The sequence below is a fragment of the Paraburkholderia unamae genome, from assembly GCF_003096875.1.
Classification (GTDB): Bacteria; Pseudomonadota; Gammaproteobacteria; order Burkholderiales; family Burkholderiaceae; genus Paraburkholderia; species Paraburkholderia unamae.
Map to the genome: position 1 here is coordinate 38,652 of NZ_QEOB01000031.1, position 16,573 is coordinate 55,224.

Sequence of the window (16,573 nt, forward strand, 5' to 3'; positions counted from 1 at the left end):
CGCGCTTTTTTGCGCGTTGTCACGCGAAGCCCGCATAATGCGGGCTTTTTGCGCAATTGAACGAATGCGGCCGCACACGCGGCGAGCGAAGGAAACGACGATGCTGGTTCACGTCCCCAACGTACTGACACCCGAGCAAGTGCGCGCGCTGCGCGCGAAGCTCGACCACGCGGGCGATGCCTGGGTGGACGGCCGCGCCACGGCCGGCTGGTCCGGCGCGCCCGTGAAGCGCAACCAGCAGATCGCCGAACACACGCCGGTTGCGCGCGAGCTGGGCGACATGGTGCTCGCGGCCATCGAGCGCAATCCGCTCTTTATCAGCGCGGCCCTGCCCAACCAGGTGTATCCGCCGCTTTTCAACCGCTATGAAGGCGGCATGACGTTCGGCAGCCATGTGGATGGCGCAGTGCGCGTGCTGCCCAACGGCGTGAAGCTGCGTACCGATGTGTCGTGCACGCTTTTTCTCTCGTCGCCCGACGAATACGACGGCGGCGAACTCGTGGTCGAAGACACCTATGGTGTGCAGGAGGTGAAGCTGCCGGCGGGCGACCTGATCGTCTATCCGGCCACGAGCCTGCACCAGGTCACGCCGGTCACGCGCGGTGCGCGTGTGGCGAGCTTTTTCTGGGTACAAAGCCTCGTGCGCGACGACACGAAACGCGCGCTGCTCTTCGACATGGACACCGCCATCCAGCGCCTGAACGCGAGCGACGCCGACGCCCAGGCACGGCGCAGCCTCGTGGGCTGCTATCACAATCTTCTGCGACTCTGGAGTGAAACATGAGCTTTCCCGATACCGCCGCGATCGACGCGCCGGCTGCGCCGCGCGCGCATCTCGACGCCGCGCAGCGTGAGGAACGCGCGAAGCGCTCGCGCCGCGCGACGTTCATCAAGTGGCTGCGCAAGGTGCATGGCTGGGTGGGGCTGTGGGGGGCCGCGCTCGGCCTGCTGTTCGGCGCCACGGGTTTCGTGCTCAACCATCGCGCCGAGCCGCTGCGCATCTCGCCGGGCGCGCCGCAGGTGTCGAACATGCAGCTCGCGCTGCCCGACCCCGCGCCCGAAACGCCGCACGACATGGTCAAGTGGTTGCGCTCGCAACCGGATCTCAAGCTGCCCGCGCGCGTGGGCCGTGTGCAGAAGGAACCCGGGCACAAGGTGGCCTGGGGCGACCGCGAAGTCGTGCAGCCCGAGCACTGGCAGATGATGTTCACCGCGCCGGGCGAGAACGTGATGGTCGAGTACTGGGTGGGCAACGACAAGCTCTCGCTCAAGCGCACCGACAATTCGGTGGTCACGACCATCGCGAACCTGCACAAGGGTGTGGGCATGAGCGTTGGCTGGGTGCTGTTCATCGACAGCTTCGCGGGCGCGCTCATCCTGCTTTCGCTCACGGGCGTGCTGCTGTGGACGGAGCTGAACAAGCGCAGGACGGTGGGCGCCGTGCTGCTGTTCGGCTCGATCATCGTGGCCGTGTGCGTGGGGCTTGCCTGAGGGACTCAACTGGGCGGCAAATTGAGCGGCGAACTGCGCGCGCCCGCTGCGCTTCAGTCCGCGTTCATTCCTCGATGCCGCGCTTGCGCAGCAAATAGGTGTCCATGATCCAGCCGTTCGCGTCGCGCGCCTGCGCCCGCACGCGGACGATCTCGTCCTTCACGTCCTCCAGGCGCCCCGACATGAGGATCTCGTCGGGCGTGCCCACATAAGCGCCCCAGTAGATATCGAGCGCTTCGCCCTCCAGCTGCGCGTACGCGTTCTGCGCGTCGAGCATGACCACGGCGCTTTCCACGTCCTGCGGAAAACCGCCTTCGGCGAGCCGCCTTCCGGTCGTGATGCTCACCGGCTTGCCGATGAAATTGAGCGGTACGCGGTGCTTCGCCGCGAGCGCCTGCACGCTGCTGATGCCGGGGATCACCTCGAAGTCGAACGCGAGCCGCCCTTCGGCGAGAATCGCATCGAGAATGCGGATCGTGCTGTCGTAGAGCGACGGGTCGCCCCAGACGAGAAACGCGCCGCATTGGCCGTCTTGCAGTTCATCGTCGATCAGGCGCTCGAATACGCGCTGCTTGTCGCGGTTGAGCTCGTCCACGGCGGCCTTGTAATCGAGGCCTTCGTCGCGGCGGCGCTCGGGGCTCGTCGCTTCCACGATGCGGTAATCGGGGTCCTTGATGAAGCGCGCGCAGATCTCCTTGCGCAGCGCAACGAGCTTGTCCTTGGCGGGGCCCTTGTCCATCACGAAGAACACGTCGGCGGCGTTGAGCGCTTCGATGGCTTGCACGGTCAGATAGTTCGGGTCGCCCGCGCCGATGCCGATGATGAGGATCTTTTTCACGTTGCAGTTCCGGAAAGGGTGTCGTCGGTGCGGCGCAATGATAGCGCGAGTTCGCCGGCGGCCCGCGCCCGCCCGCATGGGCAATTTTCTTCAATACGTTCGCGCGGCGCGCGTCTACCCTCGGCACTCATTGATCGCCAATGGGCGTAACGAGGAAAACCGTGAGCACTGCCTTGTCGATGGCCGCCTTCGCGCTGGCCACATCCATCACCCCCGGACCCGTCAACGTCGTCGCGCTGGGCGCGGGCGCGCGTTATGGATTGCGCGCGAGCCTGCGGCATGTGACCGGCGCAACCGTCGGCTTCGCACTGCTGTTGCTGCTGATCGGCCTCGGCATGCACGAACTGCTCGCGCGCTGGCCGTTTCTCACGCGCGCGATCGAATGGGCGGGCGTGGTCTTCCTGCTGTACGTCGCGTACCGGCTTGCCACGGACGACGGGCGCATCGACTCGGGAGCCGCCGCGCGCGGTCCCTCGCTCATGGTGGGCGCAGCGATGCAATGGCTCAATCCCAAGGCGTGGCTCGCGTCGGTGGCGGGCATGGGCGTGTATGCGGCTTCGGGCGAGAACGCGCTCGTCTGGCAGTTCGCCGCGATCTACTTCGTGGTGTGCTACGCCTCGATTGCGTGCTGGGCGTGGGCGGGCGCGTCGCTGCGCCAGGCCTTGCGCGAACCGGCGCGCGTGCGCTTCGTGAATCGCACGATGGCGTTGCTGCTGGCGGGCAGCGCGATATGGCTGGTGCTTGCCTGAAGTCCCGGCGCGCGCCTTATCCGCGATACTGCCCAGGCGTGGCGGCCACGAACTGGCGGAACGCGCGCTGCAAATGCGCCTGATCGGCGAAACCGGCTTCGGCCGCGACGTCGGCGATGGCGTGACCGCGCCGCAGTTGCGCGCGGCTGAACTCGATGCGCCGGTTCACGACATACGCGTGCGGCGTCATGCCGTACTGCTCGCGAAAAGCGCGTATCAGGTAGGAGGGCGAAAGATCGGCGGCTGCGCAGATCTCTTCGAGCCGGAGCGCGCGCGTGTAGTTGCCGTCGATGAACTCGGCGGCGCGCGCAAGGCGCGGGTTCGGCTCGCGCGCGTCGACGGGCGCGGGGTTGAGCGACTGCTGAAGCTTCGTGAAATACGCCACGGCCGCGCTTTCCTTGCGCAAGGCCGTTGCTTCAGGATCGACCAGCACGGCGTAGAGCGCATTGAGGCCGTCGAACAGTTCGGGCTGCCAGGTCAAGGTCTGCGCGAACGGGCGAAAGCCCTCGTCGGCCGTGAAGCCGAGGTCGTGCTGGCGCTTCGCGAGCCAGGCCGTGTCGAGATAGAACATGCGGTAGGCCCACGGCTCGTCCGCGGCCGGGTTGCAGGCGTGCACGACTTCCGGGTTGATGACCACCACCGCGCCCGCGCTCACCTGCTCGAGCGTTTCGCCGTTCAGGTAGGTGCTGCGCCCGCCCGTGACCGCGCCGATCGAAAACGTGCTGTGCGCGTGGCGGCCGTAGCGGACCTTGCGGCCGTCGGCGATCGCGCGCACTTCGATGAACGGCAGGGCCGGGTCGCGCCAGAAGCTGGGCTGGGCGTCGGACGGTGTGGCTTGCGGCATGATGGACCCCGGAAACGAGGCCGCGCGAACGGCACGCGGCGCGAGGCGTCCATCTTAGCGCAAGGCGAGAAAACGAGGGGACGTGCTAGGCTTGCGTGGCGAACGCTAGTCATCTCTTCCTGTTGTTCCGTTGCCAGGCACTGCACATGAACGAAACGAAGCCCGTCATCCGCGCATTGAACGAACAAGACGCTGAAGCTTTCCACGCCATGCGTTTGCAGGCGACGCAAAACTATCCCGCCGGCATCGTCACGACCTACGACGAAGAGGCCCAGCGCACGCCGGAGGCCAGCCGTGCGCGCGTGCGTCCTGGCGCCGATGAAACCGTGTTTGGCGCGTTCGACGGCGAAACGCTCGTCGGCATTACCGGCTTGTATCGCGATCCACGCCGCAAGGTCGCGCACAAGGGGCTCATCTGGGGCGTGTTCGTCGACCCCGCGTATCGGCGCGGGGGCGTTGGTCGGCGATTGCTCGAAAGCGCGATCGACCATGCGCGCGGCATGGGGCTCCTGCAAATCCATCTCGTGGTGAGCGTGTTGAATCCGCGTGCGCAGGCGCTCTATCGCTCATTCGGCTTCGTGCGCTACGGGGTGGAGCCGCGCGGCCTGTGCGTCGACGGCGAGTACGCCGACGACGAACTCATGGTTCTCTTCCTCGACGACCCCGCCGTGCCGGATTGAGCCGCGCGCCGTGCGACCGGTTCAGGGCGCGACGAATGCCGGCCCGTGCGGCCGCAACCGGATGCCCGGCTTCAGGCGCCGCCACGGCAAGTCGGCGGGGTCGGCAATCATGGGGCCGGGGGCCTTCGCCACCAGCACCGCGTGCGCAATCGGCTCGAAGTCGGCGCGGAAATGCACGGAACTCTTGTTGACGAGAATCTTCATGCGCTCGGGCTCGATGCCGGCCACGCGGTAGAGATTGCGGTCGAGCATCTGCGCTTTCGTCGAACTCACGGCCACGCGCACGCCGCCAATTTGCAGGCACGCCACCGGGCCCAGTTCCACCTGCATGCCGTGCATCATCGGGCCGTCGTAACGGCAACTTCCTTCCGAAAGCGCGATCACCTCGAAGCGGCCCGCGAACGGCTCGTCGCCCGGCGTGCCGCTTGCACCGCCCAGCGTGAGGTCGAGCGTCGCGCCCACGCCTGCCGCGTGCGCGCGCGCCGCCGCCTCGGGGGCGAAGAACAGGCCAAGCGCCGCGTCCTGAGCATTCGCTTCCACGAGGGCGCGCAGCATGCCGGCCGTGTTCGAGTCCGCGCCCGCGCCGGGGTTGTCCTGGGTGTCCGCGATCACCACGGGGCCTTGCGCCTGCGGGTCGGCGGCGAGGCGCAGCGCTTCGGCCACGGCGTCGCCGGGTGCGAGGAACGGCACCTGCCAGCGCGCCTCGTCTTGCAGCATGCGCTCGTAGAGCTGCGTGACGGCGGCTTCCACCGCGCCGGCCTCATCGCCGTAGCCCCAGATCACGGGACCGCACTCGGGAAAGTCCGCGGCGGGAAAGCCCGGCGCGAACGAGAGCGAGCGCACCGCGCCGCGCTCCAGTTCGCCCAAGAGGGCGTACATCGAGCGCGAGGGTTCGAGCAGCGTGCACATGCCGTTGATCGGAATGAGAAAGGGCAGGCGGCGCACCGCGCGCGCAAGCGGCTTGCCGCGTGCGAACAGGGCCTGCAACAGCGTGGCCGCGCGCTCGCCCGTGGCGGCCATATCGACGTGCGGGTAGGTGCGGTAGGCGACCAGCGCGTCGGCATTCGCGAGCATCTGCTCCGTTACGTTCGCGTGCAGGTCGAGCGAGGCGACGATCGGCACGGTCTGTCCCACGGCGCGGCGCACGCGGGCGAGCAGTTCGCCTTCGCCGTCGTCGAAGGCTTCGCTCACCATGGCGCCGTGCAGGTCGAGGTAGACCGCGTCGAAGCCGCCGCGCTGCACGGCCGCGACGATCTCGCCGGCAATGCGCTCATAGGCGTCGGCGCTCACATGCGCGGAAGGGCTCGCGCCCGCCCAGACCACGGGCACGAGGCGCCAGTTCGCGGCCTCGGCGGCGCGGATGAAACCGCCTATCGGCAGGTTCACGTCGCGCAGTTCGAGCACCGCGTCGCCGCGCGGCAAGGCCGGGTGGCCTTCGCCGCGCTCGAAATTCGCGTACGTCGCCTTCGAGGGCGCGAAGGTGTTGGTCTCGTGCTGGAAGCCCGCGATCAGGACGGTGCGCGGCGCCTGGGTGGCTTCGGTGGGTGGGGTCGTTGCAGTGCTGGCGGACAAGTGTCGTCTCCGTTGATGGCGCACGTGCGCGTGCGTTGTTCACGCGCCCAGGGCGCTCGCGCTCCGGGCGTGTTCAAGAGAAGGGTGAGTGCGCGGGCGGCATGCGCGCCGCCCGCGCGGGGTTCAAGCGTGGTTCAAGCGTGATTCAAGCGCGACTCAAGAGTGATTGGCCGCGGCGAACGCTTCGCCGCCCGCGCCTTGCGGCGAGGCCTGGCGGCGCGGCACGCGGATCGCCATCAAGAGGCCCGCGCCGATCACGAGCAACGCGACCATCACATAGAGTCCCGCGTGCAGCGAGCCGGTCGTGGAGGTCGCCCAGCCGATGATCGTCGGGCTCAGGAAGCCGCCCAGCAGGCCGATGGTGTTGATGAGCGCGATGCCGCCCGCGGCCACGTCGCCTTTCAGATACTCGGAAGGAATTGCCCAGAACACCGTATAGGCGGCCCACATCATGAGCGTGGCGATCGTCATGAAGAGCAGCGAGGTCGCGAGGTGGCCGCCCGCCATCGTCGCGATGGCGAGGCTCACGCCGCCCGCCAGCGCGGGCAGTGCGCTATGCCAGCGGCGCTCGCTGCGGCGGTCGGAACTGCGGCCCACGATCACCATGCCGATCACGGCGGCCATATAGGGGATCGTCGAATAGAGGCCGATGCGCATCGTGTCGGTCACGCCGTCGGCCTTGAGGATGCTCGGCAGCCAGAAGTTGACCGCGTAGATGCCGCAGATCACGCAGAAGTAGGCGGCGGCCATCAGGTAGATGCGCGGGTCGGCGGCCACGCTGCCGAACGACTGGTGCCCCGCGTGTGCCGGCGTATGCACCTGCGTTTGCAGCAGCTTGCGTTCGTCGGGCGAGAGCCAGCGGGCGGTGTCCGGGCGGTCGGCCAGCACGAACCACGCGAGCACGCCGAGCACGACGCACGGCAGCCCTTCGATGAGGAACATCCACTGCCAGCCCGCGAGACCGAGCGTGCCGTGGAACGCCGTCATGGCCCAGCCGGAGAGCGGTCCGCCCACCACGCCGGACAGCGGACCCGCCGTCATCACGATGGCGATCGCGCGCGCCATGCGCGCCTCGCCATACCAGTAGGTCAGATAGAAGATCATGCCCGGCGCGAAACCCGCCTCGAACACGCCCAGCAGGAAGCGCAGGCCGTAGAACATGGGCACGTTGCGCACGAACATCATCGCGGCCGAGGTGAGGCCCCACAGTACGAGAATGCGTGCGATCGTGCGGCGCGCGCCGATCTTCGGCAACAACAGGTTGCTCGGTATTTCGAAGAGCACATAGCCGAGAAAAAAGATCCCGGCGCCAAGGCCGTAGACGGCGTCGGAAAGCCCGAGATCGCTCTGCATCTGGAGCTTCGCGAAGCCGATGTTGAGGCGGTCGAGACAGGCAAACAGGTAACAGATCAGCAGAAACGGCAGGATGCGCCAGTTCAGGCGGCCATACAGGGACGCGAGGGCGGCTTCGCCGGGGGCGGCCGCTTTCGTGGGGACGGTGGACACGAACGGACTCCTTGGTGTTGGGCTGTGGGCTGCCTTGCTCTTGTGCTTGCGACGGCCGGACCATCGTCGGCAGTCAATAAAACGCAAGCAAGAGCAACTGAAGTTCCGTAAAGTTGCCTTTCAGGCAACACTCAAAACAAAGGGTAGGAACAACGCCATGCGCGATATCAACCAGCGCCGCTTGCGCTACTTTCACGAAGTGCTCACGCAGGGCTCGATTCGCGGCGCCGCGGACAACCTGAACACGGCCGCCTCCGTCATCACGCGGCAGATCCGCTTGCTGGAGGAGGAGATCGGCGCGACGCTGTTCGAGCGCCGCGCGCGCGGCGTCGTGCCGACCGACGCGGCCCAGCATCTCGTGGAGTACTGGCGCGGCTGCCAGGCGCAGCAGGAGCAGTTCGAGCGCCATCTCCAGGCTTTGCAGGGCTTGCAGCAGGGGCAGGTGCGCATCGCGACGAGCGAAGGTTACGTGGACGGCCTGATGGACGAAGTGCTCACGGCGTTTTGCGAGCGTTATCCGCGCCTCGACGTGGGCGTGGACGTGCTGCCCGTGAACGACGTGGTGGGCGACGTGGTGGAAGGGCGCGCGCATATCGGGCTCGCGTACAACCCGCCCGCGCATCCGCATATCGAATATTGCGCAAGCTCGCCGCAACCCGTCGTCGTGCTCGCGCATCCCGCGCATGCGCTCGCGCAGCGCGGCGCGCCCGTTCATGTGGAGGACCTCGCGCGCTATCCGCTCGCGGTCATGCCGCCGAGCTACGGGCTCGGGCAGATCGTGCAGATGCTCGCGTATGCCGACAACGTGCATCTGAACGCTTCGCTCACGACCAACTCGCTCACGGTGCTCAAGCACTTCGCGAAGAAGGGCGAAGGCATCACGCTGATGGGGCCCTTCGCGGCCATGCACGAAATCGCGGCGGGGGAACTCGTCGCGTTGCCGGTCGCGCATCCTCTTTTTCAGTCGGCGAAGGCGCGCATGCTCGTGCGCGCGGGGCGGCCGTTGTCCGCGGCCGCGCAGGCGTTGCTGCAATCGATGCTCACGGGCCTCAGCGCGTTTCACGAGCGCGTGTGAATTGCGCACTGATTCCGCACGAATTACGCATGAATCGCACAACAATGTGCGCTAACGAACAGCACATGCGACTGAATCATGTCCCTTCATCATTTCGTCATACCTGAGCGTCGATAATCCATCGCGAATAAATTGGCCGACGTTTCCCGAGTCTCGCAGCCATAGCGAGGCCGGCGCATCGAAGGCTCGGGGGATTTCGACATGACCATTCGTCACCGCATCACGCTACTCATCGTCCTGATGTTCGTTGCGTTGTCCGCCATTGGCGGCTACGCGGCTTATCAGGCCCGCCGCAGCGCCACCGACGTCCGCCAGGTCACACAAGGCGTCGTGCCAAGCGCACTCGCATCGTCCGACCTCGTTTCGCTCGTGAAGGACGTGCAGCTCGCCACCATGACGCTCGTCTACGCACCCGACGCCACCGTTGCGTCGCTCGCGCAAAACGAGCTCAAGGAAAAGGAAGCCGCGCTGCGCGCCGCGCTCGACGTGCAGCGCAAGGCCGCCGCGAGCCACGCCCAGGAAGGCCTCGTCGCGCAGGCGCAGGAAAGCCTCGCGAACTACTTCTCCGCGATCGACGACACCGCGAAGATGAAGGAGAGCGGCAAGAACGAGCTTGCCCAGGCCTATCTTTTCGCGAACGTCGCGCAGTACCGCGACGAACTCGAAGGCATCGTCACGACGATGCGCGTGGAGAAGAACCGCCAGAAGGATGAGGCGATCCGCACGCTCAACGGCACGCTCGACACCACCACGAGCGCCATTGCCGGCGTGACGGGCGGCGCGGTGCTGCTGCTCACGCTGATCGGCGCGCTGCTCTACCGCCAGATCACGCGTCCGCTCTCGCGCATGCAAGCCATGATGAGCGAGATCGCGTCGAGCCAGGACTTCACGCGCCGCGTGCCCGTGGGGCGCATGGACGAGATCGGCCATTCGATCGTCGCCTTCAACGGCATGATCGAGAAGATCCAGCACAGCTCCGCTCAGCTCAAGCGCAAGACCGCCGACATTCAGGCCATGTTGCAGAACATGCAGCAGGGCATTCTCACGGTGGTCGAAGGCGCGACGATCCACAACGAATACTCGGCCTACCTCGAAGCGATCTTCGAAACGAACGCGATCGCAGGCGCGCCGCTCATGGACCTCGTGTTCTCGCACACGAACCTCGACGCCGACACGCTCGCGCAGATCGACGCCGCCGTGCATGCATGCCTTGGCGAAGACGACGTGAACTTCGCGTTCAACCAGCATCTGCTCGTGAACGAAATCACGCGCACGCTGCCGGACGGCCGCGCGAAGGTGCTCGATTTGAGCTGGTCGGCGATCACCGACGAAAACGACGTGGTCGTGCGCCTCATGCTGTGCGTGCGCGACGTGACGGAGCTGCGCGAACTGGCCGCCGAAGCGGGCGAGCAGAAGCGCCGCCTGGAGATGATCGGCGAGATTCTCGCGGTGAGCGAAGAGAAGTTCCAGCACTTCGTGGATAGCTCGACGGGCTTCATCCACGAGAACGAGCACATCATTCGCCAGCACGATTGCGCGGACATGGGCGCGATTGCCGCGCTGTTCCGCAACATGCACACGATCAAGGGCAATGCGCGCACGTACAGCCTTCAGCATCTCACGGGCGTGGTGCACGAAGTCGAGCAGCGCTACGACGCGCTGCGCCGCGAAGACACCGATCACGCGTGGGACCAGCAGGCGCTGATCGCCGATCTGGAGCGCGTGAAGTCGGCGCTGGAGAACTATTCGAGCATCAACGAAGTGAGCCTCGGGCGCGGCCCGCGCGTTGCGCAGAACGGCGACGCGAACATGAGCATCGGGCGCGAAGCGATCGAAAAGACCTTGCGCATCATCGACGCAACCGACGAAAGCGATCTGCCCGCGCTGCGCGCGATGCGCGCCGAGCTGCGCAGCACGCTGCGTGCGATTGGCACCGAGCGCGTGGCCGATGCGCTCGCGGGCGTGACTGGCTCGCTGCCTTCGCTGGCGGAGGAGCTTGGCAAGGTCGCGCCGGTCGTGCAGGTCGAGGACAACGGCTATCGCCTGCGCAGTGAAGCGGCCGGCACCGTGAAGAACGTGTTCATGCACTTGCTGCGCAACTCGCTCGATCACGGCATCGAAATGCCGCCGCAACGCCGCGCGCTGGGCAAGGACGAGGCCGGGCACATCGACATCGACGTGAACGTGCACAACGGCGCGCTGAAATTGACGCTCGCCGACGACGGCCGGGGCCTCGCGCTCGCGCGCATTCGCGGCATCGCGGTGGAGCGCGGCTGGATCGACGCGTATGAAGCCGTGAGCGACGAGACGATCGCCTCGTTCATCTTCCGTCCCGGCTTCTCGACCGCGGCGAACGTGACCGAAGTGTCGGGCCGCGGCGTGGGCATGGACGCGGTGCGCGACTTCCTCGAACGCGAGGGCGGCGCCATCGAGCTGCGTTTCACCGACGATCGCCGTGGCGCCGATTACCGGCATTTCCAGACCATCGTGCGTTTGCCGTTGCAGTGGGCGGTGCAGACGGCCGATGCCGCGCAAGCAAACCAGGCAGCAAAGCAAGAAGACGCGCTGGCGAGCTAGCGCATGGCGGGGGTTGCAGTGGTCTTACCGTATTTGATCGAAGGCGCGGCGCTGCTGGCGCTGGCGGCCGGCGCGGCCGCGACGTGGCAAGCGCGCGCGCGCAAAGCGTCGCGCGCAGCGGCGCACGCGCAGGAGGCGGCGCACGCCGCCGCACTTGCGCAGGCCGAGGCGCGTCACGTCGCGCAGCAGGAAGAGGACGCACGCGAGCGCGAGACGCTCGCCGCGCAGATCGACTCGCTGCGCGCGGAGCTTGGGCAGCGCAAGTCCGTGGCGGACGCGCTCGAAGCGGCGCTTGCGAGCGAGCGTGCCCATCGCGACGACGCCATGCAGCACACGGCGCGCATTGCGAGCGAGGCCGCGCGCCTGAAGTTGATGTCGTCGACGTTCGAGCGCTGGCACGAGCAGATGATCTCGCTCATGGCGCAGAACCACGACATGCACAACAAGAATCAGGAGCTGTCGGCGATCGTGAGCCACGTGCTGATCGTTTCGCTCAACGCCTCGATCGAGGCGGCGCGCGCGGGCCCGGCGGGGCGCGGCTTTTCGATCGTGGCGGGCGAGGTTCGCGCGCTCGCCACGCGCTCGCAGGAGCTGTCGAAGAGCTACCGCGACAGCCTGAACCGCAATGACCTCATTACCGCCGCGACGTTCCAGGACATCCAGGCGGGCGGCAAGATGATCGCCGCGTCGCTTGCGAGCGTCGAGGCTTCGTCGAGCCAGTTGCACGCCCAGCTTGAAGCGACGCGCGCCGGGGCGCATGCATGATCGGGCCGCATGGGAAGGACAGTATCGAGCGCATTTTTCTCGCGGCGGCGCGCTCGCGGCTCGTGACCGATCCGCAGCATGGCTGCGAGATCGTGCCGCGCGTGGGCGAAGCGCCCCAGGGCACACACCTGGTCATACTGACGATTTCGTCGATGCAGTTTCGCCTTTTGATGCTCCTGCATTTCGAGGACGACGAGCGCACGCAGCGCTACTACGTAGGCGACGCCGCGCGCTCGCTCACCGAGTGCTTTATGGAGTTCGGCAACCTGTGCTGCGGGGCGATGAACCAGCAACTGGTCGAGCATTTCCCCGACCTCGGCATGTCGACGCCCTATGCGCTCAGCAGCGAATGCCTGCCGTATCTGCGCGAACTGAAGCCGGATTACACGCAGTCGTATGCGCTCACGATCGATCACGAAGTGCGGCTCGGCGCGACGTTGTGCGTCTGCACGCAAACCTCGCTCGATTTCGTGGTGAGCGCGGCCGCCGTCGAAGCGCATGACAGTGCGGGCGAACTTGAATTGTTTTGAGCGCGCACCGCGCGCGGCAATGAACTGAAGCAGGCGAAAGCAGAGAAGGGAAACATGAACGCGAACAAGCCAGTCAGCAAGTTGCTGCTGCTGGAAAGCGACACCGCGCGCGCTGAGGCGATCGCGCAAATCGGGGCGGCGCACAACTGCACCTGCGTGAGCGTGCGGCGCGAGGCGCTCGCGGCGGCGCTCAAGACGCACTACGACCTGGGCGGCGTGTTGCTGGGCGAGGACTTCGGCGGCTCGCGCGAAGCCGCGGCGGCGGTGGCGGTGGCGCTCGATGCCGAGCGGCCCGAATTGCCGGTCGTGTTGCGCCTCGCCTCGCAGGAGAGCGACGACGATCTGCCCGAACCGCTGCGCCGCTTGCCGTGCGCGAACTGGTTCGAAAGCGACGCGCAAACGCTGGTCGCGGCGCTGCAAGCAAACGTGTTTTCGCACGACTACCCGGACCCGCTCGTGGACGGCATCACCGACATGACGCTCGGGCGCCTGCGCGGCCTCTTTCCCGATCTCGAAGTGAACTGGGATACGCCGGGCATCGTGCGCGACCGCATCATCTTCGGTGAAGTGCTCACGCTCATTCCGATCGAGACCGCGTGGTGCCGGGGCTGGCTGCTCATGCAGACCGAGGAGATGCCGCTCATCGAACTGCTGCCGCCGCGCGCGGGCCGCGACGAGGCGAGCGACTTCCGCGACGTGAACGGCGTGCTCGCCGAACTCACGAATCTCGTGTGGGGAGCGTTCCGCAACCGTTATCTGGGCGACGCGCGCGCCGCGGGCGAAGCGGGCTGGGGGCGCGCACAGGTGCAGGTGCCGCTGCTCATCAATCATCGGCGGCGCTACTTGTCGTTTGGCTCCGACAACCCGCAGTTGTGCATCAAGTATCGCCTCACGTGCCCGAAAACGGGCCGTGAGGTGGTGATCGATCAGCGCTTCGTGTTCAGCCTCGGCTGGTCGCGCGAAGGATTCGACGAGACCGCCGCGCAGGCCGCGGCCGCCGCCGTTGAAGAGCAGGCCAGCGGCGAGCTCGAACTATTTTGATCAAGTACGCGCCGCAAGAGGCGCGAAGGAGAAGGACGACATGGCAAAGATTCTGGTGGTGGACGATTCGAGCACGGTGCGCGACGAAGTGGCGGGCTTTCTGCGCAAGAACGGGCTGGATGTGGACACGGCGGTGGACGGCAAGGACGGCCTCGCTAAGCTGCGCTCGAACCCGGGCGTGAAGCTCGTGGTGAGCGACGTGAACATGCCGAACATGGACGGCCTCACGATGGTCGAGAAGATCCGCGGCGAACTGGCGAATACGGCCGTCAACGTCGTGATGCTCACCACGGAAAGCAGCCCGGCCATGAAGGAGCGCGGCAAGGCGGCGGGCGTGCGCGGCTGGATCGTGAAGCCGTTCAAGGGCGAAGCGGTGCTGGAAACGTTCCGCAAGCTCGCGAGCTAAGCGGCGCGCAGCGCATGCAAAAAAGCCCCGGCGCAAGTGCCGGGGCTTTCGTGTGGCCGAACCGCGTGCCCGAACCGGGGGCTCGAACTTCAGGCCGCGATGGCCTGAGCGTTTGCCTGAGGGTCTTCCTGAGCGTTGACCTTCGACGGGCTCAACAGCACGGGAATCGACTTCGAGGTCGGCGTGCCCGCGCCGTCGGCGACGGAGGAGAGCGGCACGAGCGGATTCGTCTCGGGATAGTACGCGCCGAGGCAACCGCGCGGAATGTCGTACTCCACGAGCATGAAGTCCTCGACGTGCCGCTCCACGCCGTCGTCCCACACGCTCGTGATGTCCACGTGCTGGCCCGGCTCGAAGCCGAGCACCGTCATGTCCTCGCGGTTCGCGAACAGCACGCGGCGCAGGCCGTACACGCCGCGATAGCGGTCGTCGAGACCGTAGATCGTGGTGTTGTACTGATCGTGCGAGCGCGTGGTCATGAGCGTCATGAGGCGCGCACCGTGCTCGGCGCGCGCGCGGTGAATGGGCGTGTCGAGCGCGATGCCGTGCACCACGAACTGCGCCTTGCCGCTGGGCGTTTTCCACACGCGGTCGCGCGAGGCCACGCCCAGGTGGAAGCCGCCGGGGTGCTTCAGACGCTCGTTGTAGTTCTCGAAGCCGTCGAACACCTTTTCGATGCCGTCGCGGATCTTCGAATAATCGGCGGCGAGGTCGAGCCAGTCCACCTTGTCGCTGCCGAGCGTGGCGTGCGCCATGTGCGCGACGATCGCGATTTCCGAAAGCAGGTTCGTGGAAGCCGGACGGTTCATGCCGTACGAGATGTGCACCATGCTCATCGAGTCTTCGACGCTCACGCCTTGCGGCACGCCGTTTTGCAGGTCGATTTCGGTGCGCCCGAGCGTGGGCAGGATCAGCGCGTCGTGGCCGTGCACCAGGTGGCTGCGGTTGAGCTTCGTGGTCACGTGCACCGTGAGCGCGCACGCGCGCATGGCTTCCCACGTGCGCGGCGTGTCGGGCGTGGCGATCGAGAAGTTGCCGCCCAGACCGATGAATACCTTCACCTGGCCTTCAAGCATGGCGTGGATGGTTTCCACCACGTCGTAGCCGTGTTCGCGCGGCGGCTCGAAATCGTAGGCCTTGCCGAGACGGTCGAGGAACGCCTGGGTGGGCTTTTCCTCGATGCCCACCGTGCGGTCGCCCTGCACGTTCGAATGGCCGCGCACGGGGCATAGACCCGCGCCGCGGCGGCCGATGTTCCCGCGCATCATCATGAGATTCGAGAGCAACTGGATCGTCGCCACCGAATTCTTGTGCTGCGTGAGGCCCATGCCCCACGTCGAGATCACGGCTTTGCCGTTCACGTAGATGTCGGCGAGCTTGAGCACTTCTTCGACCGGCACGCCCGCTTCGGCCACGATGGTGTCCCACGATTCGGCGCGCAGATCGGCGGCGAAGGCGTCGAAGCCCACGGTATGTTCCGCGATAAAATCGACGTCGAGAATGCGCTCGGCGCCTTGCGCGAGCGCCTGATCGTCGAGTTCGATCACGCGCTTGGCCACGCCCTTGATGAGCGCGAAGTCGCCGCCCACGCGCGGGCGGATAAACACGGAGCTGATCTGCACGCCCTTGGGCGAAAGCATGTCGAGCGTGTGCTGCGGGCTCGCGAAGCGCTCCAGTCCGCGTTCCTTCAACGGATTGATCGACACGATGGTCGCGCCGCGCTTCGCGCATTCGCGCAGTTCGCCGAGCATGCGTGGATGGTTCGTGGCCGGGTTCTGGCCGAAGATGAGGAGGGTGTCGGCGTGCTCGAAGTCGTCGAGCGTGACCGTGCCCTTGCCGATGCCAACCGTGCCCGGCAGGCCGCGGCTCGTGGCCTCGTGGCACATGTTCGAGCAGTCGGGGAAGTTGTTCGTGCCGTACATGCGCACGAAAAGCTGGTAGAGGAACGCGGCCTCGTTGCTCGCGCGGCCCGAGGTGTAGAACGCGGCGCGGTTGGGGTTGTCGAGCGCCTTGAGGTGCTTGCCGATCAGCTTGAACGCATCGCTCCATTCGATCGGCACGTAGCGGTCCTGCAACGCGTCGTACACGAGCGGATCGGTCAGGCGGCCATGTTGCTCCAGCTCGTAGTCCGTTTGCGCCATCAGCTCGCTCACGGTGTGCTCCTGGAAGAACCGGGGCGTCACGCGCTTGCTGGTCGCCTCCGCCGCTACGGCCTTCACGCCGTTCTCGCAGAATTCGAAGGTCGAGGCGTGCTCGCGGTCGGGCCACGCGCAGCCGGGGCAGTCGAAGCCGTCGGGCTGGTTCTGCTTGAGCAGCGTGCGGTAATTGCCGCCCGTCACCTTTTCCTTGATCAGGTTGATGGCGACCTGCTTGAGCGCGCCCCAGCCTGCGGCGGGGTGGTGGTACGGCTCGATGCGACCTTGCGGCTTCTTCATGATGCGGTTGGCTTTCGTTTTCCAGGGCGGTCTGCCCGATGACCCAAGGCTACTGTGTTCCTGT

The 16,573-nt window shown here is 66.5% G+C and carries 15 protein-coding genes; 10 read left to right on the plus strand and 5 right to left on the minus strand.

The genetic code is table 11. The features are described 5' to 3' along the window. The first annotated feature begins 100 nt into the window (after window positions 1-100). Window positions 101-784 carry a Fe2+-dependent dioxygenase gene (locus tag C7402_RS39995; RefSeq protein WP_116614473.1) on the plus strand — a complete coding sequence of 228 codons (684 nt, stop codon included), beginning with the start codon at window positions 101-103 and terminating at the stop codon, window positions 782-784. Further along, window positions 781-1,491 carry a PepSY-associated TM helix domain-containing protein gene (locus C7402_RS40000; RefSeq protein WP_112177996.1) on the plus strand — a complete coding sequence of 237 codons (711 nt, stop codon included), beginning with the start codon at window positions 781-783 and terminating at the stop codon, window positions 1,489-1,491. Before C7402_RS39995 ends, C7402_RS40000 begins: the two co-directional genes overlap by 4 nt. Window positions 1,492-1,555: 64 nt before the next feature. On the opposite strand, the gene cobF is transcribed toward C7402_RS40000, so the two are convergent. After that, entirely contained in the window at window positions 1,556-2,329 is a 774-nt protein-coding gene (cobF, locus tag C7402_RS40005; protein WP_116614474.1) for a precorrin-6A synthase (deacetylating), read from the minus strand. A gap of 161 nt (window positions 2,330-2,490) precedes the next feature. On the opposite strand from cobF, the gene C7402_RS40010 reads away from it, so the two are divergent. Further along, on the plus strand, window positions 2,491-3,078 hold the full coding sequence (locus C7402_RS40010; RefSeq protein WP_116614475.1) for a LysE family translocator: 588 nt from the start codon (window positions 2,491-2,493) through the stop codon (window positions 3,076-3,078). A 16-nt stretch (window positions 3,079-3,094) separates the two neighbouring features. Here C7402_RS40010 and C7402_RS40015 read toward each other — a convergent pair whose 3' ends face one another. Beyond that, window positions 3,095-3,922 (minus strand): AraC family transcriptional regulator, encoded by an 828-nt coding sequence (locus tag C7402_RS40015; protein ID WP_116614476.1) that lies wholly within the window; start codon window positions 3,920-3,922, stop codon window positions 3,095-3,097. Between the two features lie 146 nt (window positions 3,923-4,068). On the opposite strand from C7402_RS40015, the gene C7402_RS40020 reads away from it, so the two are divergent. Next, window positions 4,069-4,602 carry a GNAT family N-acetyltransferase gene (locus tag C7402_RS40020; protein WP_116614477.1) on the plus strand — a complete coding sequence of 178 codons (534 nt, stop codon included), beginning with the start codon at window positions 4,069-4,071 and terminating at the stop codon, window positions 4,600-4,602. 21 nt (window positions 4,603-4,623) lie between these two features. Here the strand turns inward: C7402_RS40020 and C7402_RS40025 are convergent, their stop codons facing one another. Further along, the gene (locus tag C7402_RS40025) at window positions 4,624-6,174 is read right to left on the minus strand and encodes a M81 family metallopeptidase (RefSeq protein WP_244315046.1); all 1,551 of its coding nucleotides are present in this window, start codon (window positions 6,172-6,174) and stop codon (window positions 4,624-4,626) included. Between the two features lie 156 nt (window positions 6,175-6,330). Continuing rightward, the gene (locus C7402_RS40030; RefSeq protein ID WP_112177991.1) at window positions 6,331-7,680 is read right to left on the minus strand and encodes an MFS transporter; all 1,350 of its coding nucleotides are present in this window, start codon (window positions 7,678-7,680) and stop codon (window positions 6,331-6,333) included. Window positions 7,681-7,837: 157 nt separating this feature from the next. Between C7402_RS40030 and C7402_RS40035 the strand changes: the two genes are divergently transcribed. From C7402_RS40035 to C7402_RS40060, 6 genes are all read left to right on the plus strand, one after another. Then, a complete protein-coding gene (locus C7402_RS40035; protein ID WP_112177990.1) occupies window positions 7,838-8,755 on the plus strand; it encodes a LysR family transcriptional regulator in 918 nt (305 codons plus the stop codon). Between the two features lie 201 nt (window positions 8,756-8,956). Beyond that, window positions 8,957-11,332: a HAMP domain-containing protein gene (locus C7402_RS40040; protein WP_116614478.1), complete on the plus strand. Its 2,376-nt coding sequence runs from the start codon at window positions 8,957-8,959 to the stop codon at window positions 11,330-11,332. 3 nt (window positions 11,333-11,335) lie between these two features. Further along, a complete protein-coding gene (locus C7402_RS40045) occupies window positions 11,336-12,097 on the plus strand; it encodes a methyl-accepting chemotaxis protein (RefSeq protein ID WP_244315047.1) in 762 nt (253 codons plus the stop codon). Further along, window positions 12,094-12,627: a hypothetical protein gene (locus C7402_RS40050; protein ID WP_116614479.1), complete on the plus strand. Its 534-nt coding sequence runs from the start codon at window positions 12,094-12,096 to the stop codon at window positions 12,625-12,627. Before C7402_RS40045 ends, C7402_RS40050 begins: the two co-directional genes overlap by 4 nt. A 54-nt stretch (window positions 12,628-12,681) precedes the next feature. After that, window positions 12,682-13,668: a chemotaxis protein CheX gene (locus C7402_RS40055; RefSeq protein ID WP_116614480.1), complete on the plus strand. Its 987-nt coding sequence runs from the start codon at window positions 12,682-12,684 to the stop codon at window positions 13,666-13,668. Between the two features lie 40 nt (window positions 13,669-13,708). Continuing rightward, window positions 13,709-14,074 carry a response regulator gene (locus C7402_RS40060; RefSeq protein WP_112177986.1) on the plus strand — a complete coding sequence of 122 codons (366 nt, stop codon included), beginning with the start codon at window positions 13,709-13,711 and terminating at the stop codon, window positions 14,072-14,074. Between the two features lie 89 nt (window positions 14,075-14,163). Here C7402_RS40060 and C7402_RS40065 read toward each other — a convergent pair whose 3' ends face one another. Continuing rightward, entirely contained in the window at window positions 14,164-16,509 is a 2,346-nt protein-coding gene (locus tag C7402_RS40065; protein WP_116614481.1) for an FdhF/YdeP family oxidoreductase, read from the minus strand. Window positions 16,510-16,573 lie beyond the last annotated feature (64 nt).